This window comes from Nonomuraea sp. NPDC003214, from assembly GCF_053590035.1.
This window is the reverse complement of the sequence record NZ_JBSFSX010000006.1, coordinates 170,911-195,564: the sequence shown is the minus strand read 5'-3', so window position 1 is coordinate 195,564 and position 24,654 is coordinate 170,911. Positions and strand designations below refer to the sequence as shown.

General features: G+C 74.7%; 26 protein-coding genes. 14 read left to right on the top strand and 12 right to left on the bottom strand.

The window, feature by feature from the left end:
- Window positions 1-58: 58 nt before the first annotated feature.
- A complete protein-coding gene (ligA, locus tag ACWDXC_RS19955) occupies window positions 59-2,191 on the bottom strand; it encodes an NAD-dependent DNA ligase LigA (RefSeq protein WP_449983920.1) in 2,133 nt (710 codons plus the stop codon).
- Window positions 2,192-2,520: 329 nt separating this feature from the next.
- On the opposite strand from ligA, the gene ACWDXC_RS19950 reads away from it, so the two are divergent.
- From ACWDXC_RS19950 to ACWDXC_RS19940, 3 genes are all read left to right on the top strand, one after another.
- Entirely contained in the window at window positions 2,521-4,683 is a 2,163-nt protein-coding gene (locus ACWDXC_RS19950; protein ID WP_449983917.1) for a beta-ketoacyl synthase N-terminal-like domain-containing protein, read from the top strand.
- Window positions 4,680-5,297, top strand: a complete 618-nt coding sequence (locus ACWDXC_RS19945) for a hypothetical protein (protein WP_449983914.1) — start codon at window positions 4,680-4,682, stop codon at window positions 5,295-5,297. Before ACWDXC_RS19950 ends, ACWDXC_RS19945 begins: the two co-directional genes overlap by 4 nt.
- Before the next feature lie 126 nt (window positions 5,298-5,423).
- Window positions 5,424-6,077, top strand: a complete 654-nt coding sequence (locus ACWDXC_RS19940; protein ID WP_449983910.1) for a class I SAM-dependent methyltransferase — start codon at window positions 5,424-5,426, stop codon at window positions 6,075-6,077.
- 9 nt (window positions 6,078-6,086) lie between these two features.
- On the opposite strand, the gene ACWDXC_RS19935 is transcribed toward ACWDXC_RS19940, so the two are convergent.
- Both ACWDXC_RS19935 and ACWDXC_RS19930 read right to left on the bottom strand, forming a co-directional pair.
- Window positions 6,087-7,304: a Cmx/CmrA family chloramphenicol efflux MFS transporter gene (locus tag ACWDXC_RS19935; RefSeq protein WP_449983907.1), complete on the bottom strand. Its 1,218-nt coding sequence runs from the start codon at window positions 7,302-7,304 to the stop codon at window positions 6,087-6,089.
- A gap of 52 nt (window positions 7,305-7,356) precedes the next feature.
- Window positions 7,357-7,929: a TetR/AcrR family transcriptional regulator gene (locus ACWDXC_RS19930; RefSeq protein WP_449983905.1), complete on the bottom strand. Its 573-nt coding sequence runs from the start codon at window positions 7,927-7,929 to the stop codon at window positions 7,357-7,359.
- Between the two features lie 112 nt (window positions 7,930-8,041).
- Here ACWDXC_RS19930 and ACWDXC_RS19925 point away from each other — a divergent pair, with 112 nt between their 5' ends.
- Genes ACWDXC_RS19925 through ACWDXC_RS19905 form a run of 5 tightly spaced genes read left to right on the top strand, consistent with a single transcriptional unit; the run spans window position 8,042 to window position 12,330 of the window.
- Window positions 8,042-8,944, top strand: coding sequence for an ATP-binding cassette domain-containing protein (locus ACWDXC_RS19925; RefSeq protein WP_449983903.1), 903 nt, complete (start codon window positions 8,042-8,044; stop codon window positions 8,942-8,944).
- Window positions 8,941-9,747, top strand: a complete 807-nt coding sequence (locus ACWDXC_RS19920) for an ABC transporter permease (protein WP_449983900.1) — start codon at window positions 8,941-8,943, stop codon at window positions 9,745-9,747. Before ACWDXC_RS19925 ends, ACWDXC_RS19920 begins: the two co-directional genes overlap by 4 nt.
- Window positions 9,748-9,758: 11 nt before the next feature.
- Complete coding sequence (locus ACWDXC_RS19915) at window positions 9,759-10,874, top strand: sensor histidine kinase (RefSeq protein WP_449983898.1); 1,116 nt, start codon at window positions 9,759-9,761, stop codon at window positions 10,872-10,874.
- Window positions 10,865-11,509, top strand: coding sequence for a response regulator transcription factor (locus tag ACWDXC_RS19910; RefSeq protein ID WP_449983895.1), 645 nt, complete (start codon window positions 10,865-10,867; stop codon window positions 11,507-11,509). Before ACWDXC_RS19915 ends, ACWDXC_RS19910 begins: the two co-directional genes overlap by 10 nt.
- 14 nt (window positions 11,510-11,523) lie before the next feature.
- The gene (locus tag ACWDXC_RS19905) at window positions 11,524-12,330 is read left to right on the top strand and encodes a pentapeptide repeat-containing protein (RefSeq protein ID WP_449983893.1); all 807 of its coding nucleotides are present in this window, start codon (window positions 11,524-11,526) and stop codon (window positions 12,328-12,330) included.
- Here ACWDXC_RS19905 and ACWDXC_RS19900 read toward each other — a convergent pair.
- The gene (locus ACWDXC_RS19900) at window positions 12,244-12,927 is read right to left on the bottom strand and encodes a TetR/AcrR family transcriptional regulator (protein WP_449983890.1); all 684 of its coding nucleotides are present in this window, start codon (window positions 12,925-12,927) and stop codon (window positions 12,244-12,246) included. The two genes, ACWDXC_RS19905 and ACWDXC_RS19900, sit on opposite strands and share 87 nt — an antisense overlap.
- 57 nt (window positions 12,928-12,984) lie before the next feature.
- The gene (locus ACWDXC_RS19895) at window positions 12,985-13,728 is read right to left on the bottom strand and encodes an AraC family transcriptional regulator (protein ID WP_449983886.1); all 744 of its coding nucleotides are present in this window, start codon (window positions 13,726-13,728) and stop codon (window positions 12,985-12,987) included.
- A gap of 63 nt (window positions 13,729-13,791) precedes the next feature.
- On the opposite strand from ACWDXC_RS19895, the gene ACWDXC_RS19890 reads away from it, so the two are divergent.
- Entirely contained in the window at window positions 13,792-14,376 is a 585-nt protein-coding gene (locus ACWDXC_RS19890; protein WP_449983883.1) for a TIGR03086 family metal-binding protein, read from the top strand.
- 19 nt (window positions 14,377-14,395) lie between these two features.
- On the opposite strand, the gene ACWDXC_RS19885 is transcribed toward ACWDXC_RS19890, so the two are convergent.
- The 3 genes from ACWDXC_RS19885 to ACWDXC_RS19875 are packed head-to-tail and all read right to left on the bottom strand — an operon-like array spanning window position 14,396 to window position 15,955.
- Window positions 14,396-14,932, bottom strand: coding sequence for an NUDIX hydrolase family protein (locus ACWDXC_RS19885; RefSeq protein WP_449983881.1), 537 nt, complete (start codon window positions 14,930-14,932; stop codon window positions 14,396-14,398).
- On the bottom strand, window positions 14,929-15,414 hold the full coding sequence (locus ACWDXC_RS19880; protein WP_449983878.1) for a DUF5360 family protein: 486 nt from the start codon (window positions 15,412-15,414) through the stop codon (window positions 14,929-14,931). The genes ACWDXC_RS19885 and ACWDXC_RS19880 overlap by 4 nt, the downstream gene beginning before the upstream one ends.
- Complete coding sequence (locus ACWDXC_RS19875) at window positions 15,401-15,955, bottom strand: TetR/AcrR family transcriptional regulator (RefSeq protein ID WP_449983875.1); 555 nt, start codon at window positions 15,953-15,955, stop codon at window positions 15,401-15,403. Before ACWDXC_RS19875 ends, ACWDXC_RS19880 begins: the two co-directional genes overlap by 14 nt.
- Before the next feature lie 114 nt (window positions 15,956-16,069).
- Between ACWDXC_RS19875 and ACWDXC_RS19870 the strand changes: the two genes are divergently transcribed.
- Complete coding sequence (locus tag ACWDXC_RS19870; RefSeq protein WP_449983873.1) at window positions 16,070-17,362, top strand: ArsB/NhaD family transporter; 1,293 nt, start codon at window positions 16,070-16,072, stop codon at window positions 17,360-17,362.
- Here ACWDXC_RS19870 and ACWDXC_RS19865 read toward each other — a convergent pair.
- Together ACWDXC_RS19865 and ACWDXC_RS19860 are read right to left on the bottom strand one after the other, a co-directional pair.
- Complete coding sequence (locus ACWDXC_RS19865) at window positions 17,355-17,876, bottom strand: GNAT family N-acetyltransferase (protein ID WP_449983871.1); 522 nt, start codon at window positions 17,874-17,876, stop codon at window positions 17,355-17,357. The two genes, ACWDXC_RS19870 and ACWDXC_RS19865, sit on opposite strands and share 8 nt — an antisense overlap.
- Before the next feature lie 10 nt (window positions 17,877-17,886).
- Window positions 17,887-18,444 (bottom strand): helix-turn-helix domain-containing protein, encoded by a 558-nt coding sequence (locus ACWDXC_RS19860; RefSeq protein ID WP_364184416.1) that lies wholly within the window; start codon window positions 18,442-18,444, stop codon window positions 17,887-17,889.
- 82 nt (window positions 18,445-18,526) lie between these two features.
- Here ACWDXC_RS19860 and ACWDXC_RS19855 point away from each other — a divergent pair, with 82 nt between their 5' ends.
- Together ACWDXC_RS19855 and ACWDXC_RS19850 are read left to right on the top strand one after the other, a co-directional pair.
- Window positions 18,527-19,042, top strand: coding sequence for an RNA polymerase sigma factor (locus tag ACWDXC_RS19855; protein WP_219512283.1), 516 nt, complete (start codon window positions 18,527-18,529; stop codon window positions 19,040-19,042).
- Window positions 19,035-19,505, top strand: a complete 471-nt coding sequence (locus ACWDXC_RS19850) for a hypothetical protein (RefSeq protein ID WP_449983868.1) — start codon at window positions 19,035-19,037, stop codon at window positions 19,503-19,505. Before ACWDXC_RS19855 ends, ACWDXC_RS19850 begins: the two co-directional genes overlap by 8 nt.
- 432 nt (window positions 19,506-19,937) lie before the next feature.
- On the opposite strand, the gene ACWDXC_RS19845 is transcribed toward ACWDXC_RS19850, so the two are convergent.
- A complete protein-coding gene (locus tag ACWDXC_RS19845) occupies window positions 19,938-21,347 on the bottom strand; it encodes a pyridoxal phosphate-dependent decarboxylase family protein (RefSeq protein WP_449983866.1) in 1,410 nt (469 codons plus the stop codon).
- Window positions 21,344-22,246, bottom strand: a complete 903-nt coding sequence (locus ACWDXC_RS19840; RefSeq protein ID WP_449983864.1) for an AraC family transcriptional regulator — start codon at window positions 22,244-22,246, stop codon at window positions 21,344-21,346. The genes ACWDXC_RS19845 and ACWDXC_RS19840 overlap by 4 nt, the downstream gene beginning before the upstream one ends.
- A 267-nt stretch (window positions 22,247-22,513) precedes the next feature.
- Between ACWDXC_RS19840 and ACWDXC_RS19835 the strand changes: the two genes are divergently transcribed.
- Both ACWDXC_RS19835 and ACWDXC_RS19830 read left to right on the top strand, forming a co-directional pair.
- Window positions 22,514-23,548 (top strand): TOMM precursor leader peptide-binding protein, encoded by a 1,035-nt coding sequence (locus ACWDXC_RS19835; RefSeq protein ID WP_449983862.1) that lies wholly within the window; start codon window positions 22,514-22,516, stop codon window positions 23,546-23,548.
- A complete protein-coding gene (locus ACWDXC_RS19830) occupies window positions 23,545-24,627 on the top strand; it encodes a hypothetical protein (RefSeq protein ID WP_449983860.1) in 1,083 nt (360 codons plus the stop codon). Before ACWDXC_RS19835 ends, ACWDXC_RS19830 begins: the two co-directional genes overlap by 4 nt.
- Window positions 24,628-24,654 lie beyond the last annotated feature (27 nt).

The window sequence follows — 24,654 nt, the reverse complement described above, 5'->3', positions numbered from 1 at the left end:
GGCGGTATCGCCGGTCGATTGTGCCGGACGATGATCACGACGGCGTATCGCCTGGCGGTCAGAGGAAGGCTGCGACGAGCGAGGCGAACTCGTCCGGCGTGATGATCTCCACGCCGAGCGACTCGGCCTTGGCCCGCTTGGAGCCGGCCTTCTCGCCCGCCACCAGCAGGCTCGTCCTGGCCGAGACGCTGGAGGACGACCTGCCGCCGGCCCGCTCGATCAGCTCGTTCATCTCGTTGCGGGACAGGTCCTCCAGCTTGCCCGTCATGGAACCGGTGACCACGACGGACTTGCCCGACAACGGCAGCGCCTCACTGTCGCCCGGCTCCCCGGCGGCGCCGGCCTCTCCAGAAGCGGCCTGACCTGGCGCGGCCTGCCCCGGCGGGGTCTGGCCGGGCGCGGGCGGGGTGACGCCGGGCTCGGTCATGTTGACCCCGGCCGCGATCAGCTTGTCGATGAGCGGCCGCAGCTCGGCCAGCTCCGCCACCAGCAGGGCCGCCTTCTTCTCCGCCATGCCCTCGACCGCCTGGATCGCCTCCACGTCGGCGGCCAGGATGGCCTCCATCGTGCCGAAGTGCCGGGCGATCCGGCGCGACATCGCCCGGCCCGTGCCGCGTACGCCCAGAGCGCAGAACACCCGGCTCAACGGCCGCGTCTTGGCCTGCTCGATCGCCGCCAGCAGCTTGGCGGTGCTGGTCTCGCCCATCCGGTCCAGCGCCAGGACCTGCTCGTGGGTGAGCGTGAACAGGTCGGCGAAGTCGGTGACGAGCCCGGCCTCGATCATCTGGACGATCCGGCTCTCGGCCAGCGTCTCGATGTCGAGCTGGTCGCGGCCGGCGGCGTAGAGCACGGACGTGGTGATCTTGCAGGCCCGGCCGCGCACGCAGCGCCACCGCTCCTGCGACTTGTCGATCTCCCCCTGGCAGTTGGGGCACACGTCGGGGATCGCGATCGGCTGCTCCTCGCCGGTGCGCAGGTGGACGACGGGCGCCTCCACGCGCGGGATCACGTCACCGGCCTTGTGCACCATGACCCGGTCGTACAGCATCAGGCCGCGCCGGGCGATGTCGGCCGGATTGTGCAGCGTGGCGTAGCGGACCTTGCTGCCGTCGAGCTCCACCTCCTCCAGCTCGGCGCGGGGCGCGATGATGCCGGTGCGGCCCACGTTCCACTCCACGCCGATCAGCTTGGTGATCTTCTCGGTGGCGGGCAGCTTGTAGGCGACGGCCCAGCGCGGCACCCGCGTGCCGAACCCCGCCTCCGCCTGGTCGGCCGCGCTGTCGGCCTTGATGACGATCCCGTCGATGCCGAACGGCAGCTCCGCCCGGACCGCCGCCAGCTCGCCGATGCGCCGCTGGATCTCCTCGACCGAGGTGGCGACGATCCCGGCGACCGGCGTCGAACCCGTCGTCGCCACGCCCAGCGCGGCGACCAGCTCCATGATCTCGCTGTGCGGCAGCTCGCGCAGCCGCGCCGCCAGCTCCGAGTCGTCGTCCGGCGGCAGCGGCAGCGCGCTGTAGCCGAAGAAGGTCAGCTCGCACACGTACGGCCGGTCCTTGGCGCGCAGCGTGCCCGCCGCCGCGCTGCGCGGATTGGCGAACGTGGTGCCGTCGTGCGCCTGCCGCTTGGCGCACGCCGCCTCGAACTGCTCCGCCGTCATCAGCACCTCGCCGCGGATCTCCACCGTCACCGGCTCGGCCAGCGTCAGCGGCAGGCCCACGACGGTGCCGATGCCGTGGGAGACGTCCTCGCCCTCGGTGCCGTTGCCGCGCGTCACGAGCTGGACGAGCCTGCCTTCGTGATAGCGCGCCGAGATCGCCAGCCCGTCGAGCTTCGGCTCCACGCTGAACGCCGTCACCGGCCTGCCCAGCCGCCGCTCCAGCCCCGCCACCCAGCGGAGCAGCGCCTCGGCCGAGAACACGTTGTCCAGGCTGAGCATCGGCACCGTGTGCGGCACGTCACCGGTCACCGCCCCGCCCGCCACCTTGCCCGTCGGCGAATGGGGCAGCACCTCGTCGGGGTGCGCGCTCTCGTACGCCTGGATGCCCCGGAACAGCCGGTCATAGGCGTCGTCGTCGAGCGGGGACTCGCCGTCGCCGTAATAGGCGGCGTTGGCGTCGACCGCGATCTGCACCGCCTCGGCGTAGGCGGCGTGATCGAGCAGCTCGGTGTGCGGGGGCGCTTCAGTCATGAACACATCGTGCCGCCTCCCACCGACAATTCTCACCCGCGAAACGGTGCTCGTCCGGCGCGCCTGAACAGCCCCGATCCGGCGAGATCCCGCCGCGTACCGGCCGGATCGCGGCGTGCGCGATGGGACGTGACCGTATCGGCCGGATGCGCGGTTCCGGCCCTCGGCCGGGTTGTGGTGATTGCGGGGCAGAGGTCCCTCCTGGCGCGCGAGCGCGGCCCGTGGCCACGGCATGGTGCTTTGACCTGGGGCACCGGTCGCCCTCACAGTGAATCCCCGTAGTTGGCTGATCACTCGGGGTGGGCGGATGCCCGCCGGTGGAGGCGGACGTGCTCGTGGGCGGAGTCGGTGGCCAGGCGGTGGCCGTAGTCGGGGCCGGCTGCCGGTTGCCGGGCGGGATCACGGACCCGGACGGGCTGTGGGCCGCCCTGGAGGCGGGGCGCGACCTGGGCGTGGGCGGCGTGGGCGGCCAGGGGGCGGCCGGGTTCGACGCGGGCTACTTCGGGACGCGGGCCGGGGAGGCCGCCGCGGCCGACCCCCGGCACCGGCTCCTGCTGGAGATGGCCGTCGAGGCGCTCGACGACGCCGGGCTCGACCCCGCCAGGCTGGCCGGCTCCGACACCGGCGTCTACACCGGCGGCGCGCCCCACGACCCGCTGACGCGCTTCTTCGGCCTGCGCGGGCCCGGCGCCTCCGTCGACCCCGGACCGGCGTCGTCGCTCGCCGCGCTGGCCCGCGCCTGCGACGCGCTGGCGCGCGGAGACAGCCGGGTGGCGCTCGCCGGCGGCGCCACCTGCCCCGACGTGGGCGCCGAAGGCGGCGCGATGCTGGTGCTCAAACGGCTCGGCGACGCGCTGGCCGACCGCGACCGCATCCACGGCGTGATCGCCGCCTGGGGGCGGGTGCCCGAGGTGTACGAGCGCGCCCGGGTCGACCCGGACGACCTCGTGTACGTCGAAGCGCTCGGCGGCCCCGGCGACTGGCGGGACCTGGGGCACGGCCTCGGCGCCCGCCGCGAGGCCCCGCTGCCTGTCCAGGCACAGCTCAGACCCCTGGAGACCGCCTCGGGCGTGGCCGCGGTCCTGAAGGCGCTCCTCGTCCTCCGCCACCGCCGCATCCCCGCCCCGCCCCCCGCCGACCCCCGCGCCCCGCACACCGGGTCATCCGGCCTGTGCGCCGAGCCCTCCGGCCCTGGAGCCGGACGGGCGGCCCTCCCGCCCGGGCCTACCGCTTCCGCCGAGCCGGGGGTGGCAACCGCCTCCGGCCTGTGCGTCCCGTCCGCCGGGCTCCCCGATGCGCCGGTACCGCCCGTCGGCGGGGAGCGTTCGCGCGGAGAGACGCCCGGGTGCGGGGGCTCCTGCTCGTGCAGGGAGGCGTCCGGGTGCGGGGGCCGTTCGTGCGGGGGCTGTTCGTGCGGGGAGGGGGTCGAGGGCGGAGCGGGGCTGGTGGTGTTGACGGGGGCGTTGCCGGCGGCGAAGGGGTTCGCGGGGGTGAACTGCGGCGACGCGCACGTCATCGTCGCGCCCGCGCCCGCCGACCTGGGCAGGCCCGTACGGCAGCGCGGCCCGCTGCCGGTGGTGGTGTCGGCGCGCTCGGAGGAGGCGCTGGCCGAGGCCGCGCGGCGCATGGCCGACCGGCTGGCGGAGGCGGCCCCGGAGGAGTTCTACGACCTGGCCTACACCGCGTGCGCCCGGCGGGGGCGGCACCCGTACCGGAAGGTGGTGCTGGCCGAAGGCCCTCGGGAGGCGGCCGAGGCGCTGGTGCGCGGCGGCAGGCGGGGGGCGGTGGACGGGCGGGTGGCGTTCGTGTACTGCGGCGACGGCGGGGAGTGGCCGGGCATGGGCGCCGACCTGCTCGCCGACCGGGCGTTCCGCAAGGCCGTGGGGCGGGTGGACGAGGCGCTGGCGCCGTACCCGGGAGGAGGGACGGTCGCCGGGCGGCTGGCGGCGGGGGAGCGCGGCGAGGGGCGGGCGCTGCTGTTCGCGGTCCAGGTGGGGGTGACGGAGATGCTGGCCGCGCGCGGCATCCGGGCGGTGGCGGCGGCCGGTCACGGCGTCGGCGAGCTCACCGCCGCCTGGGCGGCCGGCGACCTGCCGCTGGAGGAGGCGGCCCGGCGCGCCGCCGAGCCGCCGTCCGCCGCGGCGGGGCCGGAGGGGGCGAGCGGTGAGGGGCGCGGGTCCGCGCTGGCCGGGGTGGAGCTGCTCGCGCACATCGGGCCGCCGCCGATGCCCGTCACGCTCATCCGGCAGAGCGGGTCACCGGCGATCGTCGCCACCATGGACCCGGGCCGCGACGGCGTCGAGGTCGTCGACCGGGCGGTGGACGAGCTGGTCGTCGCGGGGGCCGACACGGACTGGTCCGCCTACTTCACCCGGCCGGGCCGGGTCGTCACTTTGCCCGCCTACCCCTGGCAACGCGATTGCGGCCTGCCGGCGCGCCGGATGCTACACAATGTATCCGGGCAAGCACTGTACGTCGGGGGAGTCTCGTGAAGATCACGCCGATCGCCGGAGCCGTCGCGTTGCTCGCCGGCCTCACCATCGTCCCCGCGGGGTCCACGGTCCGGCCCGCCGCGGCGACGGGAGCCGCTCGGCCGCACCCGGCCGTTCCGCGTGCCGGGGCGCCGGCCCTCTCACCGGCCGTCGCGGGCGGGAAGGGGCGGGCCGCGGTGCTCGCCTGCGCGGTCGGGACGCCGCCCGGCAGCCCGATCGTGTTCACGCCGCCCGTGGGCCTGGTGCCCGGGAAAGTGGCGGCGCGGGGGGCGTTGTGGCTGAGCGGCTGCCGGGGGAAGCCGGGGCGGCTCAGGTCGGGGTGGGCGTCGCTGCGCGCCGAGGGGGAGGCGTCGTGCGCCGCCGTGCGCGGGATGCGCGGGCGCGCCACCATCACCTGGTACGACGCGACGGGACGGCCGGTGGGCAGTTCCCGGCTGCGCATCCGCAACGACGAGCTGGGCGCGGCCGGTGCGCTGCTGACCGGGAGGGTCACCGGCGGGCCGCTGGACGGCAGGCGGGCCAGGGGCGGGATCGCGCCGGAGGGCGGGGTGCTGGGGTGCGCGACGGGCGGGCTCGGCGCGATGCCGGGCACCGGGCGCATCGAGTTCGGCTGACCGGCATCGCGCCGCCCGGGTCCGCTCGCCGGCGGTGGAGATCATGCAGGATTGGGTGCAGTGACAGTGAACGCCGGGCGGGCCCCACGGCCCCCACGAGATGTCCCTGCGCGCGGAAGGGGCCGCATGGCACCCGTGAAGGAAATCACCGAGCTTCTGCACCGGACCTTCTTCAGGTCGCTCTCCCTGCTCTCCTCACGGGGGCAGGGCGCCGTACTGCGTCGTTACTTCGACTGGTGGCATCGCCGCCCCGACCCGTGGCACATGGGCACCGACGCCTATGAGCAGGCCAAGTACGCCGCCACGCTCGCCCAGCTCCCCGATCTGCCCTACCGGCGGATCCTGGAAGTGGGGTGCAGCGAGGGGGTGTTCACCGAGCAGCTCGTCACCGCCTATCCGGAGGCGCACGTCACGGGCGTGGACATCTCCGAGCGGGCGCTGGCCCGGGCGGCGGAGCGGGTGGAGAAGGCGGCCGACAGGACGCTGCTGCTGTCGGCCGACATCCTCCGCTTCACCTCCGAGCACCGCTATGACCTGGTGTTCTGCTCGGAGACGCTCTACTACCTGGGCCGCCGCGACCGGCTGCGGCGGGCCAGCGCCCGGCTGACCGGGCTGCTGGCGCCGGGCGGCGTGCTGGTGCTGGTGCATCCGTGGCCGGAGGCGCGGCGGCTGCACCGGTTCGTCGAATCCGGGCGGGCGGTGTCGCGGCTGAGCGAGCTGGTGGAACGGGAGGCACACCGGCCGTTCGCGGTGTCGGTCTACCAGGCCCCGCCCGGCTGATCGGGCCCCTCAGACGCCGCCCGGGCAGGCCGGGGCCGTGTTCCGGTGGGCGGCGGCAGTGCGGGGGCGGCGCTCGGCGGAGGCGGCCAGGGCGACGGCGCCCAGGGCCAGCAGGCCGAGCGCCGCGCCGATCCAGCCGAGCGGCGCGTACCCGTAACCGGCGGCGATCAGCAGCCCGCCCAGCCACGGGCCCACGGTGATGCCGACGTTGAACGCCGACACGTTGAACGAGGCCGCCAGCGTGGGCGCGTCGTGGGCGACGGCGAACACGCGGGTGTTCAGCGCCGGGTTGGTGGCGAAGCCGGACGCGCCCAGCAGGAACACCAGCGGCACCGCCAGCCATGCCACCCCGGCGCTCAGCGCCAGCGCCCCCGAGATGACGACCAGCGCGGCGAGGCCGGCGTACAGGAGGGTGAAGGGCCGGGCGTCGGCGACGCGCCCGCCGACGGTGATGCCGATCAGCGAGCCGGCGCCGTACAGCGCCAGCACCGCCGGCACCCACCCCGGGGCCAGCCCCGTCGTGTCGGTGAGCAGCGCGCTCAGGTAGCTGAAGGTGACGAGCAGCCCGGCCGTGGACAGTGCGGTGGTGCCGAGGGCGAGCCACAGCCGGGGGTTCGCCAGCGCGCCGAGCTCCCGCCGCAATGACGTCTCCGTACGGGGAGCCGACGGGTGCGGGGCCGGGGCCCTGCCCGGCACGGTGGCCAGGACGCCGAGCGCGGCCAGCGCGGACATGCCCGCCACCACCCAGAACGCGGCCCGCCAGCCCAGGGCCTGCCCCACGAGCGTGCCCGCCGGGAGGCCCAGGGTGGTGGCCACGGTGAGGCCGCCCGCGACGATCCCCATCGCCCGGCCGCGCGCGGCGGGCCCGGCGAGGCCGATCGCGGTGACGGCGGCCACGGCCCAGAACCCGGCGTACACGAACGCGGCCACCACCCGCGTCACCAGCAACGTCGCGTAGTCGGGCGTCAGAGCGCCGACCACGTGCGCCACGGTGAACACCGCCATGAACGCCAGCAGGGCGGTCCGGCGCGGCCAGCGCAGCGTCACCACGGCCAGCACCGGCGCCCCCACCAGCATCCCGGCGGCGAACGCCGAGATGAGCAGCCCGGCGTCGGGCACCGACACGCCGAGCCCGGCGGCCGTCTCGGGCAGCAGCCCGGCCAGCATCAGCTCCGAGGTGCCCTGGGCGAAGATCGCCAGCCCCAGGACGTAGACAGCCAACGGCATCCAGCACTCCATTTATTCGATCGACCAGTACAAAACTGAGGCACGAAAACGCTCAGAACGCGTCGAGCGCCGTGGCCGCGATCGCCTCCAGCGCCGCCCGGTCGCCGCCCGCCCGCGCCACCACGCGCATGCCGCTCACGACGGCCGCTACGAACCGCGCCAGCGCCGCCGGGTCCTTGCCCGGCCCCAGCTCGCCGCGCGCCCGCGCCAGCCCGATGGCCGCCCGCAGCGCCTCGAACCGCCGCTCCTGGTCGCGCCGCAGGATCTCGGCGATCTCCGGGTCGCGGGGCGCCAGCTCGACCATGCTGTTGACGACCAGGCAGCCCGGCGGCTCGCCCGGATCGCCCTCGGCCACCGACTGGAGCAGGACGCGCACCTTCTCCCGGATCGGCAGGTCGCGCTCCAGCAGCTCGAACAGCTTCGCGTCCTTCTGCTCCATGTAATGGCCCAGCGCCCGGACGAACAGCTCCCGCTTGCCCTCGAAGGCGTTGTAGACGCTGCTGCGCCCCAGCCCGGTGGCCTCGCACAGGTCCCGCGTGGAGGTGGCCTCGTAGCCCGACTCCCAGAACGCGCGCATGGCGCCCTCCAGGGCCCGGCCCTCGTCGAACGTCCTCGGTCGTGCCATGCGCCGACCGTAACATGTTTTGGATCGACCAGTGCAATACGGGAATCCTCCATACGGGTCGGCGGATCGCCCCCATGGCCGCCGCCGCCCCGGCTGCCTACCGTGAGTCAGCGTGATCCGACTCGACCATCTCACCAAGCGGTACGGCGACCGCGCCGCCGTGGACGACCTGACGCTGGAGCTGAGACCCGGCGCCGTCACCGGCTTCCTCGGCCCGAACGGCGCCGGCAAGTCCACCACGATGCGCATGATCCTCGGCCTCGACGCCCCCACCTCCGGCCGCGCGCTCATCGGCGGCAGGCCGTACCACGAGCTGGAACACCCGCTGCGCACGGTCGGCGCGCTGCTGGACGCCCGCGCCGTCCACCCGGGGCGCAGCGGGCGCGCCCACCTGCTGGCGATGGCGCGCGGCGCCGGCATCCCCAAGGCGCGCGTGGCGCGGGTGCTGGAGCTCGTCGGGCTCGGCGAGGCGGCCGGGAAGCGGGCGGGCGCGCTGTCGCTCGGCATGAGCCAGCGGCTCGGCATCGCGGGCGCGCTGCTGGGCGATCCGGAGGTGCTGATGTTCGACGAGCCCGTCAACGGGCTCGACCCCGACGGGGTGCGCTGGGTGCGCCGCCTGATGCGGTCGCTGGCGGCAGAGGGCCGCACGGTGTTCGTCTCCAGCCACCTGATGAGCGAGATGCAGCTCACCGCCGACCACCTGGTGGTGATCGGCAAGGGGCGGCTGATCGCCGACGCGCCGCTCGCCGAGGTGCTCGCCACCCCCTCCGTGCTCGTACGGTCCCCGCACGCCGGCGACCTCGCGGACCTGCTGACGGCACAGGGCGTGAGCGTGGAGCGGCGCGGCGAGAACGAGCTCGTCGCCACCGGCGCGACGCTGGAGCGGATCGGCGACCTGGCCCACGAGGCGGGCGTCCGGCTGCACGAGCTGAGCCCGCGCGAGGCGTCGCTGGAACAGGCCTACCAGGAGCTGACCGCCACGAGCGTGGAGTACGGCGCGGGAGGAACGCGATGAGGAACGCACTGGATGGTCCGCTCGGGCGGGCCGTCGCGGCCGAGTGGGTCAAGCTCTGGTCGGTCCGCTCGACCTGGCTCTGCCTGGCCTCGGCGGTGGCCGCTACCGCGCTCGGCGGGCTCACGCTCGGCGCGGCGCAGGCGACCGAGGCGCTGCGCGAGGGCGCCGACGGGGCGCGCGTGGTGGTGACCGGCCCGATGATCTCGGCGATGACGTTCGCCCAGTACGCGGTGATCACGCTGGCGATGCTCCTGGTCACCTCCGAGTACGCCTCCGGGTCGATCAGGAGCACGCTGCAGGTGGTGCCGATCCGGGGCCGGATGCTGGCCGCCAAGGCGCTGGTGGCCGCGCCGGTGCTGTTCGCGGCCGGGATCGTGGCGGGCGGCGCCGGGGCGCTGGTCACGTACCTGGTGCTGTCGGTGGAGACGTTCGGCGGGCCGGCGGCCTTCCCGCCCGGGCAGGCGGCGGCCGACCTGCTGCGGCTCGGCGTGTTCTGCGCGCTGACCGGCGTGCTGACCGTCGGGGTGAGCGCGGCCGTGCGCGGATCGGCGGGGGCGCTGACCGTGATGTTCATGCTGACGCTCGGCCTGCCGCTGCTGCTGGTCATGACCGGGAGCCAGGCGGCGGTGGACGCCTCGATGCGGCTGCCGACGTTCGCCGGGCTGGCGTTCATGGAGAGCGCCGACAACCTGACCGGCGGCCCGATCCCGTACCCGGCGGGCGAGGGGCTGGCCTGGCTGGCGGGGTGGACGGCGCTGGCCCTGCTCGCCGGGCTGGTCGTGCTGCGCCGGCGCGACGCCTAGACTGCCCAGCCGTGATCGTACGAAGGCTCGCCGGGGTGCTGGCGGGAGCGGTGACCGGCGGCCTGGAGCTGGTCCTGCTCGTGCTGGCGTGGCCGCTCGTCCGCTGGTGGGCGCCCCGGCTCGTGGCGCTCGAACGGGCCAGGCTGCGGGTGCTGCTCGGCCACGACAGCGACCCCGGCACGGCGGGCGCCGGCTACCTGGCGCTGCGCGCGGCCGTGGGCGTGCTCGGCGGCTACGTCGCCACGTCGCTGATCTTCGTCGGCCTGCTCTTCGTCGGCGGCGCCTGCTGGGCGATGCTGACGGGCGAGTCGTCGCCCGTGGCGCTGGAGTTCCCCGGCATCCGGCTGACGACCGAGAGCTGGGCGATCGGCCTCACCTCCGGGATCTTCCTGCTGGCCGTGGGCACGCTCTGCTGCCAGGCCGTCGTCGCGGCCGAGCGGCGGCTGGCCCGGCGCTTCCTCGGCCCGGGCCCGCAGGAGCGCATGCGCCGCCGCATCGCCGAGCTCACCGCCACCCGCTCCGGCATCGTGCGCGCCGTCGACGACGAGCGCCGCCGCATCGAACGCGACCTGCACGACGGCGTCCAGCAGCGCGGCGTGGCGCTGGCCATGCTCCTCGGCCGCGCCCGCCACGCCTTCGCCGGCACGCCGGGGCCCGCCGCCGACCTGGTCGCGCAGGCCTACGCCGAGTCGCGGCACCTGCTGGACGAGCTGCGCAGCGTCGCATGGCGCATCTACCCGACCGCGCTCGACGAGCTCGGCCTGCGGGCCGCGCTGGCCGGGGTCGCCGAACGCGCCGGGGTGCCCGTCACCGTCCACCACGGCCTGACCGGGCGGCTCGCCACCGAGGTGGAGACCGCGCTGTACTTCGTGGCCCGCGAGGCGATCACCAACGCGGTCAAGCACGCCGGCGCCCGTGACATCCTGGTCGTGCTGAGCGAGGACGAGCGGACGGTGCGCGTGGTGATCTCCGACGACGGCGCGGGCGGCGCCGACCCGGCCGGCGGCGGCCTGTCCGGCCTGGCCCGCCGCGTGCTCGCGCTCGACGGCGAGTTCGAGGTGGGCGACGCCCCCGGCGGCGGCACCCGGGTGCGCGCCACGCTGCCGAAGGAGCCGCCGTGCGGCTGATCCTGGCCGACGACGCCGTGCTGCTGCGCGAGGGCCTGGCGAGCCTGCTGCGCGACGCCGGCCACGAGGTCGTCGCCGCCGTCGGCGACGCCCCCGCCCTCATCGCGGCGGTGGCCGAGCACCGGCCCGACGTCGCCGTCGTCGACGTGCGGATGCCGCCCACCCACACCGACGACGGCCTGCGCGCCGCGCTGCGCATCCGCGAGAGCTGGCCCGCCGTCGGGGTGCTCGTGCTGTCGCAGTACGTCGACAAGACGTACGCCGCCACGCTGCTGGCCGGGACCGAGGGCGGGCTCGGCTACCTGCTGAAGGACCGGGTGTCGGAGGTCGCCGAGTTCCTGGAGTCGCTGGAGAGGGTGCGCGGCGGCGGCACCGTCATCGACCCCGAGGTGGTGCGCCAGCTCCTGGCCCGCACCACGCACGCCGACCCGCTGCGCACGCTCACCGAACGCGAGACGCAGGTGCTCGGCCACCTGGCGCAGGGCTACGCCAACGCGGCGATCGCCGCCGCGCTGCACATATCATTGAGCACGGTCGAGAAGCACATCAACGCCATCTTCGACAAGCTGGATCTGCCCGCCACCCCCGCCTACAGCCGCAGGGTGCTCGCGATCCTGCGCTACCTGGACGGCTGACACGAGGGGGACCATTGCCGGGCACGCTTCGGGGCGACTGCGCCAACTGCTTCGGGCTGTGCTGCGTCGCCCTGCCGTTCGCCGCCTCGGCCGACTTCGCCGCCGACAAGCCCGCCGGGCAGCCGTGCGGCAACCTGCGGGACGACTTCGGGTGCGGCATCCACGAGCGGCTGCGCGAGTCGGGCTACCCGGGCTGCGTGGTCTACGACTGCTTCGGCGCCGGTCAGCAGGTCTCCCAGGTCACCTACGGCGGGCGCGACTGGCGGCGCGAGCCGGGCAGCGCGCGGGAGATGTTCGCGGTGTTCCCGGTCATGCGGCAGCTCCACGAGCTGCTCGCCTACCTCACCGAGGCGATCGCGCTGCCCGCCGCCCGGCCCGTCCGCGACGAGCTGCGCCGCGCGCTCGGCGCGATCGAGCGCCTCACCCGGCTCGGCCCCGCCGAGCTCCTCGACCTCGACGTGGCCGCCCGGCGGGCCGAGGTCAACGTGCTGCTGCTGCGCGCCAGCGAGCTCGCCAGGAAGGGCGCCGGGCGGCGCAAGGAGCACCGGGGCGCCGACCTGATCGGCGCCAACCTGAAGGGCGCCGACCTGCGCGGGGCCAACCTGCGCGGCGCCTACCTGATCGGGGCCGCGCTCAAGGGCGCCGACCTGCGCTCGGCCGACCTCATCGGCGCCGACCTGCGGGGCGCCGACCTCAGCGGGGCCGACTTGACCGGCGCGCTCTTCGTCACGCAGTCACAGCTCAACGCCGCCGCCGGCGACGCCGCCACCCGGCTCCCCGCCGGGCTCTCCCGCCCCGCCCACTGGACCGCCCGGAAGTGAGAACCCGGCCTGCGTGATCAGGGCGCGCAGGTAGGCGGTGATCTCGTCCGGGTCGAGCGGGCCGGGGGAGAGCAGCAGCTTGCAGATCACCGCGCCCTCCATCATGTCGGCGAGCACGTCGGGGTCGGCCGCCGGGCTGAGGTGGCCGTCGCGCTGGGCCCGCACCATGATCTCCCTGGCGCGCTCGCGGCGCGGCAGCACGTGATGCTTCCGGTACGCCTCCAGCAGCGCGGGATGGCCGGCCCCGGCCGCCAGCAGCCGCGCCGACAGGGCCCGGAACCTCGGCTCGGCCAGCATCTCGCCCCAGCGGGGGAGCAGCCGCTCGATCACCTCGGGCAGGCTGCCCTCGGTGTCGGCCACGTGGGGCAGGTCGGCGCGGGCCGTCTCGATGGCCTGGGCGAGCAGCTCCTCCTTGCTGCGCCATCTGCGGTAGACCGTCACCTTCGTCACACCGGCCCGGCGGGCGATCGCCTCGATGCTGGTCTGGTCGGCGCCGCGCTCGGCCAGCAGGTCGACGGCGGCGCGCAGGATGGCGGCGTCGGCCTCCGGGTCGCGGGGGCGCCCGCGGCCGTCGCGGCGCGGCTCGGTCGTGGTCATCGCCCGCACCGTAGCGCATCGGTGACCCGGCGTCGCAATCGAGCCTGCCGCGCCACGCTAGAACCGCCGGGCGTACCAGGCAGGGGTCTCGCCGAACAGCTTGCGGAAGTCCCGCGTGAAGTGCGCCTGGTCGGCGTAGCCCAGGTCGGCGGCCAGCGCGGCCCAGTCGGGCGGAGTGCCCGCCGCCATGCGGCCGGTCGCCTCGCGCAGGCGGTAGCGGCGGATGACGCGCTTGGGCCCGAGACCGACGTGCTCGGCGAACAGCCGCTGCAGCTCGCGCACGCTCAGCCCGGTCTTCCGCGCCAGCGCGTCCACGCGGGTGATCGCGGGCGTGGCGGCGATCAGTGCGACGACCTCCGCCGCCCGGGCCGCCCTCGGGTCCGGCTCGGGCAGGTGCGCCCGCAGGAACTCCTCGACGGGCTCCACGTCGACCGGGTCCGGCAGCGGGCCGGGGAACACCTCGGCGGCGTCGAAGCGCCGGTCGGCGATCGTGGACACCGGCGCGCCCAGGAACGGCCGGAACGTTCCAGGCCGGAACGCCACCCCGAACACCCCGCCCCGGCCCTCCAGCACCCGCACCTGGTGCCCGCTCACCGGGCCCTGGAGCGTGGCGGCCCCGTCCTGGAACGTCAGGTGCACGCTCGGGTACGGCACGATCAGTTGCCGGTACGGCTCGGCGTAGTCCCAGGTGACGACCCAGTAGCGCTCGACGTACGGGGCCAGGTCGGGCGAGGGGGAGGGGAAGGCGTGGCGCTGGTGCCGCGCCCAGGCGCCGTCGAGCTCGCGTGCGTCCCTGGCCATGCCGACGAGCTTATGTCGTGTTTGTTCAATACGGCGGGGCGGTGTCATGGTTGGGTGTACCCCATGTCTGACCTGCATTTCATCGCCCAGGCGGCCGCCGGCGTGCCGGAGATCGTCCGCCGGGTCGAGCCCGGCGATCTCGGCGCGCCGACGCCGTGCGCCGAGTACGACGTCCGCAAGCTGATCAACCACCTGCTGTTCTGGGGGCCGTCGCTGGAGGGGGCGGCGCGCAAGGAGAGCGTCCCGCCGCCCGCCGCGTCGGAGGACGACGTGGACCTGACCGGAGGGGACTGGTCGGCCGCGCTCCAGGCGCAGACCACGCGGCTGGTGGCGGCCTGGAGCGAGCCGGCCGCCTGGGAGGGGACGACGTACATGGGCGGCGCGAGGGAGCTGCCCGCCGCGATGGTCGGCGGCATGGTCGCGGGCGAGCTCGTCGTGCACGGCTGGGACCTGGCCCGCGCCACCGATCAGCACCCGCGGTGGGACGACGACCTGCTCGAACGCCTGGCCGCACAGGTGGCGGCCACCGCCGAGCAGGGCCGCGCCATGGGCGTCTACGGCCCGGAGGTGCCGGTGCCGGCCGACGCCCCGCCGCTCGACCGCGTCCTCGGGCTCACCGGCCGCGACCCGTCGTGGAAGCCGGCCTGACCGGTGCGCGCCCGGGCCGTCAGGACAGGCGGCCCACGTAGGCGAGCGCCTGCTTGAGCAGGGTGCCCTGGCCGCCCGTCATCTCCTGCTGCACCATCGGCGAGGCGGCCTCCTCCGGCGTGAACCACACCAGGTCCAGCGCGTCCTGCCGGGGCCGGCAGTCGCCGCGTACCGGCACGATGTAGGCCATCGAGACGGCGTGCTGGCGCGGGTCGTGGTAGGGCGTGACGCCCGGCGTCGGGAAGTATTCGGCCACGGTGAACGGCTGCGGCGAGGCGGGCAGGCTCGGCAGCGCCACCGGGCCCAGGTCCTTCTCCAGGTGGCGCAGCAGCGCGTCGCGGATCCGCTCGTGATACAGGACGCGGCCGGAGACCAGGGCCCGGCTCACCGTCCCGTCGGGCGCGATGCGCAGCAGGAGGCCGACGCGGGTCACGGAGCCGGTCTCGTCGACCCGCACCGGCACCGCGTCGACGTAGAGGATCGGCATGCGCCCTCGGACCGACTCCAGCTCCTCGGGAGCGAGCCAACCGGGCATGGTCTCGGTTATTTCGGTCACTCGTTGATCGTACTTGCCGCCGGACCGTGAACCTCGCAGGGGCGGCCGTCCCGTACGGGATCTACCTTGTAAAGGCGCCCGGCCCGGACGAGCGCCACCACGGCCGGGACCGGGAACAGCAGCAGGTAGAGGTTGGGCGCCCACCAGGCGGGCGAGAAGTCGCCGCGCAGCGTCCAGAACGCGACGGCCATCAGCCCCGAGGCCATCGTCAGCACGAGCGAGACCAGCATGAGCGGCGGCCCGCCGGGGTCGCGGCGGCGCAGCAGCCACAGGCTCGTCAGGCCGGTGGCGCTGGCGAGCAGGTCGATCCAGAGGAAGGACCAGTTCCAGGCGGCCATGATCGGGTTGGCGTAGTCGGCGAACGCCCATTCCGGCGGGATGAGCCCGAGGCCGGTGACGAGGAAGTAGACGACGAACCCGACGTCGGTGACGAGCATGAGGATCTTCGTCACGCGGATGCGGGGCAGGTCAGGCGCAGGCACGGTCGATCAGCTCCATGAGGTGGGCCCGGGTGCGCTCGTGCAGGCCGGGGCCGGGTTCGGAGAGGCCGAAGAGGCGGGCGGCCCACCAGCCGTCGACGGCCAGGCGCACGGCGGTGGCGGCGGCGGGGTCGATGCCGTCGCCGGTGAGGCGGGCCTGCCAGGCGGCGTAGCGCTCGCGCAGCGGGGCGAGGCCGGCGGGGTCGACGAGCACGGCGGCGAGCAGCGCGGCGGTGACCCGGTCGGCCGGGGCGGCGGCGGGGCCGGTGGCGTGGCGGGCCGGGATGGTCGCGTCGACGTAGGCGCGCAGGATGTCGCGGGGGTGGTCCCCGGCGTCGGCCAGGGCCTGGTCGAAGGCGTCGGTCAGGCGTCCGACCAGGCCGGCGACGAGGGCCTGCTTGGTGGGGAAGTGGTAGAAGAGGCCGCCCTTGGAGACGCCGGCGCGCTGGGCGACCGCTTCGAGGGTGAGGGACTCGGCCCCCTGGGCGAGGAGCACGTCGGCCGCCGCGTCGAGCAGCCGTTCGCGTGAGCTGGGTCGTGGCACCCGCGTAACTATACCGGTCAGCCGGTACAGTTACGCACGCCCTCGAGGGCGCCCCGGTGGCGCTTTGGTACGTTCGAGCACGTCGTTGACCCTGGGACGAAGGGTGTGCGCTGGGTGGGCGTGCTGGCGTGGGTGAGTGTGGCGGTGTTCCTTGTCGCGTACGCGTTGATCGCGTCGGAGAAGGTGCATCGGGTGGCGGCGGCGCTGGGTGGGGCGGGGATCATGTTGTTGATCCATGCCACGGGTGCGGAGGCGGCGTTCTTTTCGGAGCATTCCGGGATCGACTGGAATGTGATTTTTCTGCTGCTGGGCATGATGATCATTGTGGGGGTGCTGAAGGAGACGGGGGTTTTCGAGTATCTGGCGATCTGGGCGGCCAAGCGGGCGCGGGGGCGGCCGTTTCGGTTGATGGTGTTGCTGGTGCTGATCACGGCGCTGGCGTCGGCGTTGCTGGACAATGTGACGACGGTGTTGCTGATCGCGCCGGTGACGTTCCTGGTGTGTGAGCGGCTGGCGGTCTCGGCGGTGCCGTTTTTGATCGCGGAGGCGATGGCGTCCAACATCGGCGGGGCGGCGACGTTGGTGGGTGATCCGCCGAACATCATCATCGCCAGCCGGGGCGGGCTCAGTTTCAACGACTTCCTGGTCCACATGGCGCCGATGGTGGTCGTCCTGATGGCGGTGTTCGTCGGCCTGTGCTGGCTGATGTTCGGGCGGACGTTCCGTCATGATCCGGAGCGGGCGGCGGCGGTGATGGCGCTGGACGAGAACGAGGCGATCGGTGACCGGCGGCTGCTGTGGCAGTCGCTCACCGTTCTCGGGATCGTGGTCGCCGCCTTCGTCCTGCATCCGGTGCTGCACTACGAGCCGTCGGTGGTGGCCCTGCTGGGCGCGGGCATCCTGGTCGCCGCCACCAAGATCACGACTGAGCAGGCCATCGCCGAGGTGGAATGGCCTACGCTCGTCTTCTTCGCTGGACTGTTCGTCATGGTCGGGGCCCTGGTGGAGACCGGGGTGATCGGGCAGCTCTCGGAGGCGGCGGTCGCGGCGACCGGCGGGGAGGTGGCCGCGGCCACGATGGGGCTGCTCGGCGGCTCGGCCGTGCTCTCGGCCATCGTGGACAACATCCCGTACGTGGCGACGATGGCGCCGATCGTCGAGCGGCTGGTCGAGGCCACCGGCGGCGACGGGCCCGGCCAGGTGCTGTGGTGGGCGCTGGCCTTCGGCGCGGATCTCGGCGGCAACGCCACCGCCGTGGGGGCTGCGGCCAACGTCGTCGTGCTCGGCATCGCCGCCCGCAACGGCTCGCCGATCAGCTTCTGGCAGTTCACCAAGTACGGGCTCATCGTCACGCCGGTGACGGTCGCGCTGGTCGCGCCGTACCTGTGGCTGCGCTACCTCATGTGAGGCGCTTGTAGAAGAAGCCGCAGTCCTGGAGGGAGCCGTCCGGGTCGGCGGCGTAGCCGGGGACGACGCCGTAACGGGTCCAGCCCTCCGCCAGGTAGAGGCTCTCGGCGGCGCTGCCACTGCGCGTGTCGAGGAGCAGGAGCGTGATCCCGGCGGCGCGGGCGGCCCGTTCGAGAGCGGCCAGCAGGGCGCGGGCCAGGCCCCGGCCCCGGGCGTCGCGGTGCACGAGGAGCTTGACGACCTCGGCGCGGTGCCGGGCGTTGGCCTTGCCCGGCAGGGACAGCCCGGCGGTGGCGACGATGCCGCCGGCGTCGTCGCGCGCCGCCCACACGAGCAGGGCGCCCGCGGTGACCGCGGCCTCCTGCTCGTGCCACCACCGGGCCGCCGCCTGCCGGTCGAACGGCGCGACGAACCCGAGCGAGGCCCCGTCGTCGACGGCGTCGGCCAGCACCTCGGCCAGCTCCTTGACCGCGTCGGCGTACGCAGCGGGGGTCAGGCGTTCGATGGCGGGCACGGCGGCTCCTTCACGGCAGGACGACGAGCAGGGCGTAGCGGACGGGGGCGGGGCCGGGGCAGTGGAAGCGGGAGCGGCCCCAGAGGCGGAAGCGCAGGCAGTCGCCCGCCTCCAGCCGGTGCGTCCGCCCGCCGGCGGTGATCTCCACGACGCCTTCCAGGACCCAGATGTGCTGCTCCAGACCGGGCACGGGCGGGGCGTCGTAGGCCAGGTCGGCGCCGGGGCGCAGGGCGCCTTCGACGACCTCGCCGCGCAGGCCCGGATGCGGCGGCGACACCGACCTGCGGGTGAACCCGGACGCCTCGTCGCGCCACACCGGCTGCGCGGCGGCCCGTACGAGCTGGGGCGGCTCCGCCTCCACCTCGGCCAGCAGGCGGGACATCGTCCGGCCGTAAACCGCGCAGAGCTTGCCGAGCAGGGTGGCCGTCGGGCTGATCTCCGCGCGTTCGAGCCGGGACAGGGTCGAGCGGCTGATCCCGGCGCGGGCGGCCAGCTCCTCCAGCGACCAGCCGCGCTCGGCCCGCAGCTCGGCCAGCCGCTCGGCGAGTCTCTCCTCCAGCTCTCCCATATGCGAGACGATATCCCATATGTGGGAATCGTGAACCGGGGGGTCGTCCGGGCCGACTGAGCCGGTTGACGAGAGGGGCGACATGACGGACGAGCTGCTGGTGGTACGCGCCCAGCTCGGCGAGCGCGCGGCGCTGGCCGAACTGGTACGCCGCTGGCATCCGCGCGTGTGGACGTACACGCGGCGCATGCTGGACGCCGGGCGGGCCGACGACGTGACCCAGGAGATCTGGCTCGCGGTGGTGCGCGGGCTGCCCCGGCTGCGCGAACCCGGACGGTTCACGCCGTGGCTGTTCACCGTCGCCCGGCGGGCCGTCGCTGACCGGCTGCGCGAGGAGTACGGGCGCGCCGAGGAGCCCGCCGCCGCCGAACCCGCCGCCGGCGACCCCGTCGAGGCGATGGTGGACCGCGCCTCGCTCGTCGCCGGGCTGGCCGCGCTGCCGGTGGCCGAACGGGAGGTGCTCGTCCTGTTCTACCTGGAAGAGCTGACCGTGGAGGAATGCGCGCAGGTGTGCGGGATTCCGCCCGGCACCGTCAAGTCCCGGCTGAACCGGGCCCGCCGCCTGCTGGCGCGACGACTGAGGGAGAGTCATGGATGAGGAGCCGCGCCCGACGGCGCAGGAGATGATCGACCGGCTGGCCGGGCCGCTGTCGCCGTGGAGCCGCGTCCGCGCCATGGTGGCGCTGGTGGCGGGGCTGGCGGGGGCGGCGTTCGTGGGGGCGCTGTGGTCGAGCGAGGGGGCGTTGCCGGGGCGCACCCACCTGGCCTTCGCCCTGTTCCTGGCGTTCTGCCTGGCCTGGGCGGCCTACGGGGGGTGGCTGGTCACCCGGCGGGTGCCGCTCTTCGCCACCGACCGGGTCATCGCCGCCTGGCTCGCCGTCGTCGCCTCCGCCGCGACGACCGCCCTGGTCGCCGCCTTCACCACCCCGCCGCTGCCCGCCCTGGCCGTGGGCGGCGCCTTCCTCGCCGCCGCCCTCCTCCTCGCCGTACGCGCCCACACCCGCCGCGCCGCCCTCCTCCGGCGCAAGCACCTGCTGGAACGCCGCCCCGCCCCCGACTGAACCTTGCGGGAGCCCGCCCTTTCCCGACGGCCTAGAGGGACGCTCGCGCTCCCACAAGGAACCCCTGAACGGAGGGGGACGACCCACACGGAGGGGGACGCCCGCCAGGGGACGCTCCGCCCGGGGCCGTGCCCTCGGGGGTGCCCGGGGCGGCCGTCCGCGCGGGCGGGACGGACGCCTTGTCCGGGCGGACGCCCGCGCTGGAGGCGCCTGGTCGGCGGGAGCGCCCGCCCGGACCGAGCGTCCCCGGAAGGGGCGTCCCCAGGACCGAGCGTCCCCGAGCGGGGCGTCCCCCCAGCGGGGCGTTCCCTCGGACGCGGCGCCAGGCCGGACGGGGTTCCCGGGTGAGCGTCCGTGGGCGTGCGGGTGGAGGGCCCGCTGGGGCTCGGTCCCGGGGGTGGTGGGCCCTGGGGGTGGGGTCAGGGGGTGGGGTCAGGGGGTGGGGGTGAGGTGGTCGAGGGTGGTGCGGATGGTGTCGAGGGCCAGGCGGACGTGGGACGGCCGGGTGCGGACGCTGAGGACGCACAGCCGCAGGTAGAAGCGCCCGCCCAGGGTGGTGCTCGACAGGTAGACGCGGCGGGTGGCGTTGATCCTGGCGAGCAGTTCGCGGCCCGCCTCGTCGCCGCCGCGCGGCCGGAAGACGACGACGGTGAGGTCCGGCTCCCAGGGGACGTCGAGGCGCGGGTCGGCGGCGAGTTCGCGGTGGACGAGGGCGGCCTGGTCGAGTTTCTCGTCCAGGGCTTCCTCGAAGGCCCGCACCCCGTGCAGGTGCAGCGGCAGCCACAGGCGCAGGCCGCGGAACTCGCGGGTCAGTTCGACGCCGAGGTGGCCGAAGTCGGGCAGGTCGCCGATCTGGCCGATGTCCTGGAGGTACTGGCCGTCGGCGGCGTGGGCTGCGTGCAGCAGGGCGGGGTCGCGGACGAGGAGCACGCCCGTCCCGTACGGCAGGAACAGGCTCTTGTGCGGGTCGAAGGCGATGGAGTCGGCCTCGCCGATCCCGGTGAGCGTGGCGCGGCCGCGGCGGGTGAGCTGGAAGCCGCCTCCGTAGGCGGCGTCGACGTGGAACCACAGGTCGTGGGCGTGGGCGAGGCGGGCCAGTTCGGGGAGCGGGTCGACGGTGCCGGTGCTGGTGGTGCCGGCGGTCCCCGCCAGGAAGAAGGGGCGCAGCCCGGCGGCGCGGTCGGCTTCGATCATGCGGGCGGCGGCGGCCACGTCCATGCGCAGGCCGGCGGTCGCGGGCACGACGCGGACGCCGCGTCCGGGCAGGCCGGCGATGCGGGCGGCCTTGGCGATGCTGAGGTGGGTGTGCTCGGTGACGTACAGGGTGCCGTCGCGGGCGTCCTCGCCGAGCCGGGCGTGGCGGGCGGCGACGAGGGCGGACAGGTTGGCCGGTGAGGCGCCGGTGGTGACCAGCCCGCCGGAGCCGGGCGGGAGGCCGAAGCGGGCGGCCAGCCAGGTGAGGACGCCGTGTTCCATGGCGACGAGCGCGGGCGCGGTCTGGGCGACGCCGGTGAAGCGGTTGGCGGCCTGGGCGAGCATCTCGGCGAGCACGGAGGAGACGAGGCCGCCGGCGGGGAAGTAGGCGAGGTAGCCGGGGCCGGCGGTGTTGACGCCCTGGCCGGCGGCCTGGCGGAAGGTGTCCAGGAGGTCGCCGAGATGGCCGGGCTCGTCGCCGGGCGGGCGGCGCAGCAGGGCGGTCAGGCGGGCGGTGTCACCGTAGTCGCTGGCGGGGGAGGCGGGCAGTGCGGAGAGCCAATCGGTCAGGAACGCGGTCGCCTCGCGGGTCAGGTCGTGGAGGGCGTCGCCGGTGGGGTCGAGGGGCACGATGGGGTGATGCGTCATCCGGACACGGTAGGAAGGCCCGGCGTGTGGGGGATTGGATGTTCTTGCACCGCTCGCTGGTAGGCGCCGGGGGTGGTGCCGACGATGCGGCGGAAGTGGCGTGACAGGTGCGACTGGTCGCAGAACCCGGCGGCCTGGGCCGCCTCGGCGGGGGGCGTGCCGCGTGCCAGGAGTTCGCGGGCGCGGCGTACGCGGAGCTGGGTGAGGTAGGCGTGCGGCGGCAGGCCGTAGGCGCGGCGGAAGGCCCGCACGAGCGCGAACGGCGTGGTCCCGACGGCCTCGGCGAGCTCCCGCAGGCCGGGCGGGCGGGCGTGAGAGTTCCACGCCGCCGGGGCGGCGGCGTGGGTCTCCGGGGAGAGGCATGCGTGCAGGAGGTCGCGGGCGCGGGCGGCGGCGGTGGGCCCGGCGGCGGTGCGGGAGAGGGCGCGGGCGGCGGTGCGGGGCCGGGCCTGGGCGGCGACGAGGCGGGCCAGCAGCAGGTGGAGCGCGGTGTCGGCGGTGAGCGGGTCCTCGGTCTCGGCGGCGCGGTGCGCGGCGACGACGAGCGCGGCGAGGCGGGCGTCGGTGACCACCGGCCGGGCGAAGGACGGGGCGTCGCGGCCGGTGAGCGCGGTGAGCTGGGCGGGAGTGGGGTAGAGGACGCGGTACGTCCAGCCGCCGGGGGTGTGGGCGTGGCCGGTGTGGACGACGCCGGGGTCGATGAGCACGACCTCGTGGACGCCGGCGTGGGCCAGGCCGCCCGGCAGGTGGATGGCCTCGGCGCCGGACTCGACGGCGCCGATGGCGTAGGTGTCGTGGCTGTGGCGGCTGAAGCGGTGGCCGACGTAGCGGGCGCGCATGAGGTCGAGCCCGCCCATCCCTGGATGGCGCCAGTAGCGCACCTTCTCCCCGGCGCTCATGGTTGAGGATTCTCTCACTGGAATAGCGGCTTTTGTCAAACAAGGAAAAAATGTGGTTGGGTCTATCGCAATCGCCCCCTTTTTTCTTACGATCGCATCGGCCAATCACGATCGACGAAGGGATCGCCGATGACGATCGAGATCAAGAAGGTCGAAGAAGTGGAGACGACAGGCAACAGCAACAGTTGCTGACCGTCGGCGGGGCCTTCGTCGCGGGAGGAGGCCCCGCACCTCAGCGTTCCGGGAGCGGCATTGGCAAGGGTTCAGGTGAATCCGGCTTTTCCACTTTTTGTTGATGACGTCAATAATAAAGTCAGACTGGGGGACTTTCCGCCCACCGGGCAGATCCTGGATCCCGCACCGGCGCCGCTGCGCCGGCTCATCCGGCTGTGCGCGCGCGAGCCGGTGGCGCGCGGCGAGTTGCACGCGCTCATTCCCGAGGTGGCGCCCCGGGAGATCGACGCGGCGGTCGACCGGCTGCTGGAGGCGCGGGTGCTGGTGACCGAGGACGATCTCGGCGCGCTGGCGGCCGACGACCGGCTGGGGCGGTTCGGGCTGTTCCTGGCGATGTTCCACCCGGCGGGGCGGGCCGTCGCCGCGCTCGGCGACCTGGCGCGGGCGCACGTGACGGTGCTCGGCGCCGGGGCGATCGGCGCGGGCGTCGCCCTGCACCTGGCGACCTCGGGCGTGGGCCGGCTGACACTGCTCGACGACGACCGGGTGGAGCTCGGCAACCTGCACCGCCAGCACCTCTACACGATGGACGACCTGGGCGCGGCCAAGACGGACGCCGCCGCCCGCGCGCTGCGCCGCCGCAGCCCCGAGGTGGAGATCACCCAGGTCACGCGGCGCATCACCGGCCCGCGCGACGTGCCCACGGACGCCGACCTGGTCGTCAACACCGTCGACACCCCGCAGCCGCACATCCGCCGCTGGGTCAACGAAGCCTGCGTCGAGGCGGGCGTGCCGTTCGTGACCGGCGGCTTCAACCAGCACACCGGGCTGGCCGGGCCGCTCGTCGTCCCCGGCGAGACCGGCTGCCTGACCTGCCAGGAACGCGCCCTGGCCGCCCGCTACGGCGCCGCCGAGCTGCCCGTCAGCGACAACGAGGGCCGGGCCGCGCCGTCGTTCGGGCCGCTGTGCGCGATCGTGGCCGGGATGCTCGCCTCGGAGGTGATCCGCCACCTGACCGGCACCGGCCCGCCCGCGCTGCGCGGCCGGGCGGTGTGGCTGGACCTGCTGACGCTGGAGACGACCGCGAGGGCGTACGGGCGCGACGCCGGGTGCGAGGTCTGCGGGTGAGGACGGACCTGTCGTTCCTCAGCGTCGTCGCCGACGGGCCGGACGACTACGTGATCGGCAACGGCGAGACGTTCGTGCACGTCCCGGAGGTGGCGGCGGCCGTAATCGCGGCGCTCGACGGCACCAGGACGGCCGCCGAGGCGCGCGCCCGGGTGCTGGCCGATCGGGGCGTCGACGTGGACGTGGAGGCATTCGTCAGCGGCCTGGACGGCGCCGGGCTGCTGAGCCCGCCGCGCCGCCCGCCCAACGTGTGGGACCGGATCAGGCCGGGGCACGTGGCGTGGCTGTTCTCCCGCCCGGCCGACGCCGCGCTGCTGCTGCTGACCGGCTGCGCGATCGCCGCCGCGCTCACCCGGCCGGGCGTGCTGCCGGACCCGGCGACGCTGGTGTGGGCCGACAGCCTGGCGTTCACGCTGGCGTTCGCGGCCGGGTCGTGGCTGCTCGTGCTGGTGCACGAGCTGGGCCACATCGCCGCCGCCCGGTCGCTGGGCGTGCGGGCGGAGCTGTCGCTGGGCACCCGGATGCAGTTCCTGGTCGTGCAGACGCGGATCACCGGCGTGTGGGCGGTGCCCCGCCGGGCCCGCTACCGGGCCTACCTGGCGGGAATGCGGGTCGACTGGCTGCTGGCGTGCGCCTGCGCGTGCGTGCTGGCCGTGACGGACGCGCCGGTGGCGCGGCTGGTCATGGTGATCTGCCTGGCGCAGATCGCCTGGCAGTTCCTGTTCTTCATGCGCACCGACGTCTACTACGCCGTCGCCAACGCCACCGGGGAGAAGAACCTGATGGCCGACGCGCGGGCCTACCTGCGGCGGCGGGGCGGCCGGGCGCGGCGCGGCGTGCGGGTGTACGCGTGGTTCCTGGTGGCCGGGCGGGTGCTCGGGCTGGCCTTCTTCGCCTGCTACACGGTGCCCGTCACGGTGGCGATCTGCCGCCGGTCGCTGGAGGAGCTCGCCGGGCCGGGCGGGTGGCGGCCGGTCGCCACGCTGGCCGTGGTGACGGCCGGCTGGCTGCTCTACCTGGGCGTTCTCCTCAGGCGTCTCATCCGCACCAGGTCTACCGCGACAAATTCGGGGGAGTAACGCCAGGTAAGTCCCTTGTGGAGCCTG

Coding starts and splice junctions, on each gene's coding strand:
- ligA (WP_449983920.1), bottom strand. CDS start 2,191: ATGACTGAAGCGCCCCCGCACACCGAGCTGCTCGATCACGCCGCCTAC.
- ACWDXC_RS19940 (WP_449983910.1), top strand. CDS start 5,424: ATGGCACCCGTGAAGGAAATCACCGAGCTTCTGCACCGGACCTTCTTC.
- ACWDXC_RS19935 (WP_449983907.1), bottom strand. CDS start 7,304: ATGCCGTTGGCTGTCTACGTCCTGGGGCTGGCGATCTTCGCCCAGGGC.
- ACWDXC_RS19930 (WP_449983905.1), bottom strand. CDS start 7,929: ATGGCACGACCGAGGACGTTCGACGAGGGCCGGGCCCTGGAGGGCGCC.
- ACWDXC_RS19920 (WP_449983900.1), top strand. CDS start 8,941: ATGAGGAACGCACTGGATGGTCCGCTCGGGCGGGCCGTCGCGGCCGAG.
- ACWDXC_RS19900 (WP_449983890.1), bottom strand. CDS start 12,927: ATGACCACGACCGAGCCGCGCCGCGACGGCCGCGGGCGCCCCCGCGAC.
- ACWDXC_RS19895 (WP_449983886.1), bottom strand. CDS start 13,728: ATGGCCAGGGACGCACGCGAGCTCGACGGCGCCTGGGCGCGGCACCAG.
- ACWDXC_RS19890 (WP_449983883.1), top strand. CDS start 13,792: ATGTCTGACCTGCATTTCATCGCCCAGGCGGCCGCCGGCGTGCCGGAG.
- ACWDXC_RS19860 (WP_364184416.1), bottom strand. CDS start 18,444: ATGGGAGAGCTGGAGGAGAGACTCGCCGAGCGGCTGGCCGAGCTGCGG.
- ACWDXC_RS19855 (WP_219512283.1), top strand. CDS start 18,527: ATGACGGACGAGCTGCTGGTGGTACGCGCCCAGCTCGGCGAGCGCGCG.
- ACWDXC_RS19850 (WP_449983868.1), top strand. CDS start 19,035: ATGGATGAGGAGCCGCGCCCGACGGCGCAGGAGATGATCGACCGGCTG.
- ACWDXC_RS19845 (WP_449983866.1), bottom strand. CDS start 21,347: ATGACGCATCACCCCATCGTGCCCCTCGACCCCACCGGCGACGCCCTC.
- ACWDXC_RS19840 (WP_449983864.1), bottom strand. CDS start 22,246: ATGAGCGCCGGGGAGAAGGTGCGCTACTGGCGCCATCCAGGGATGGGC.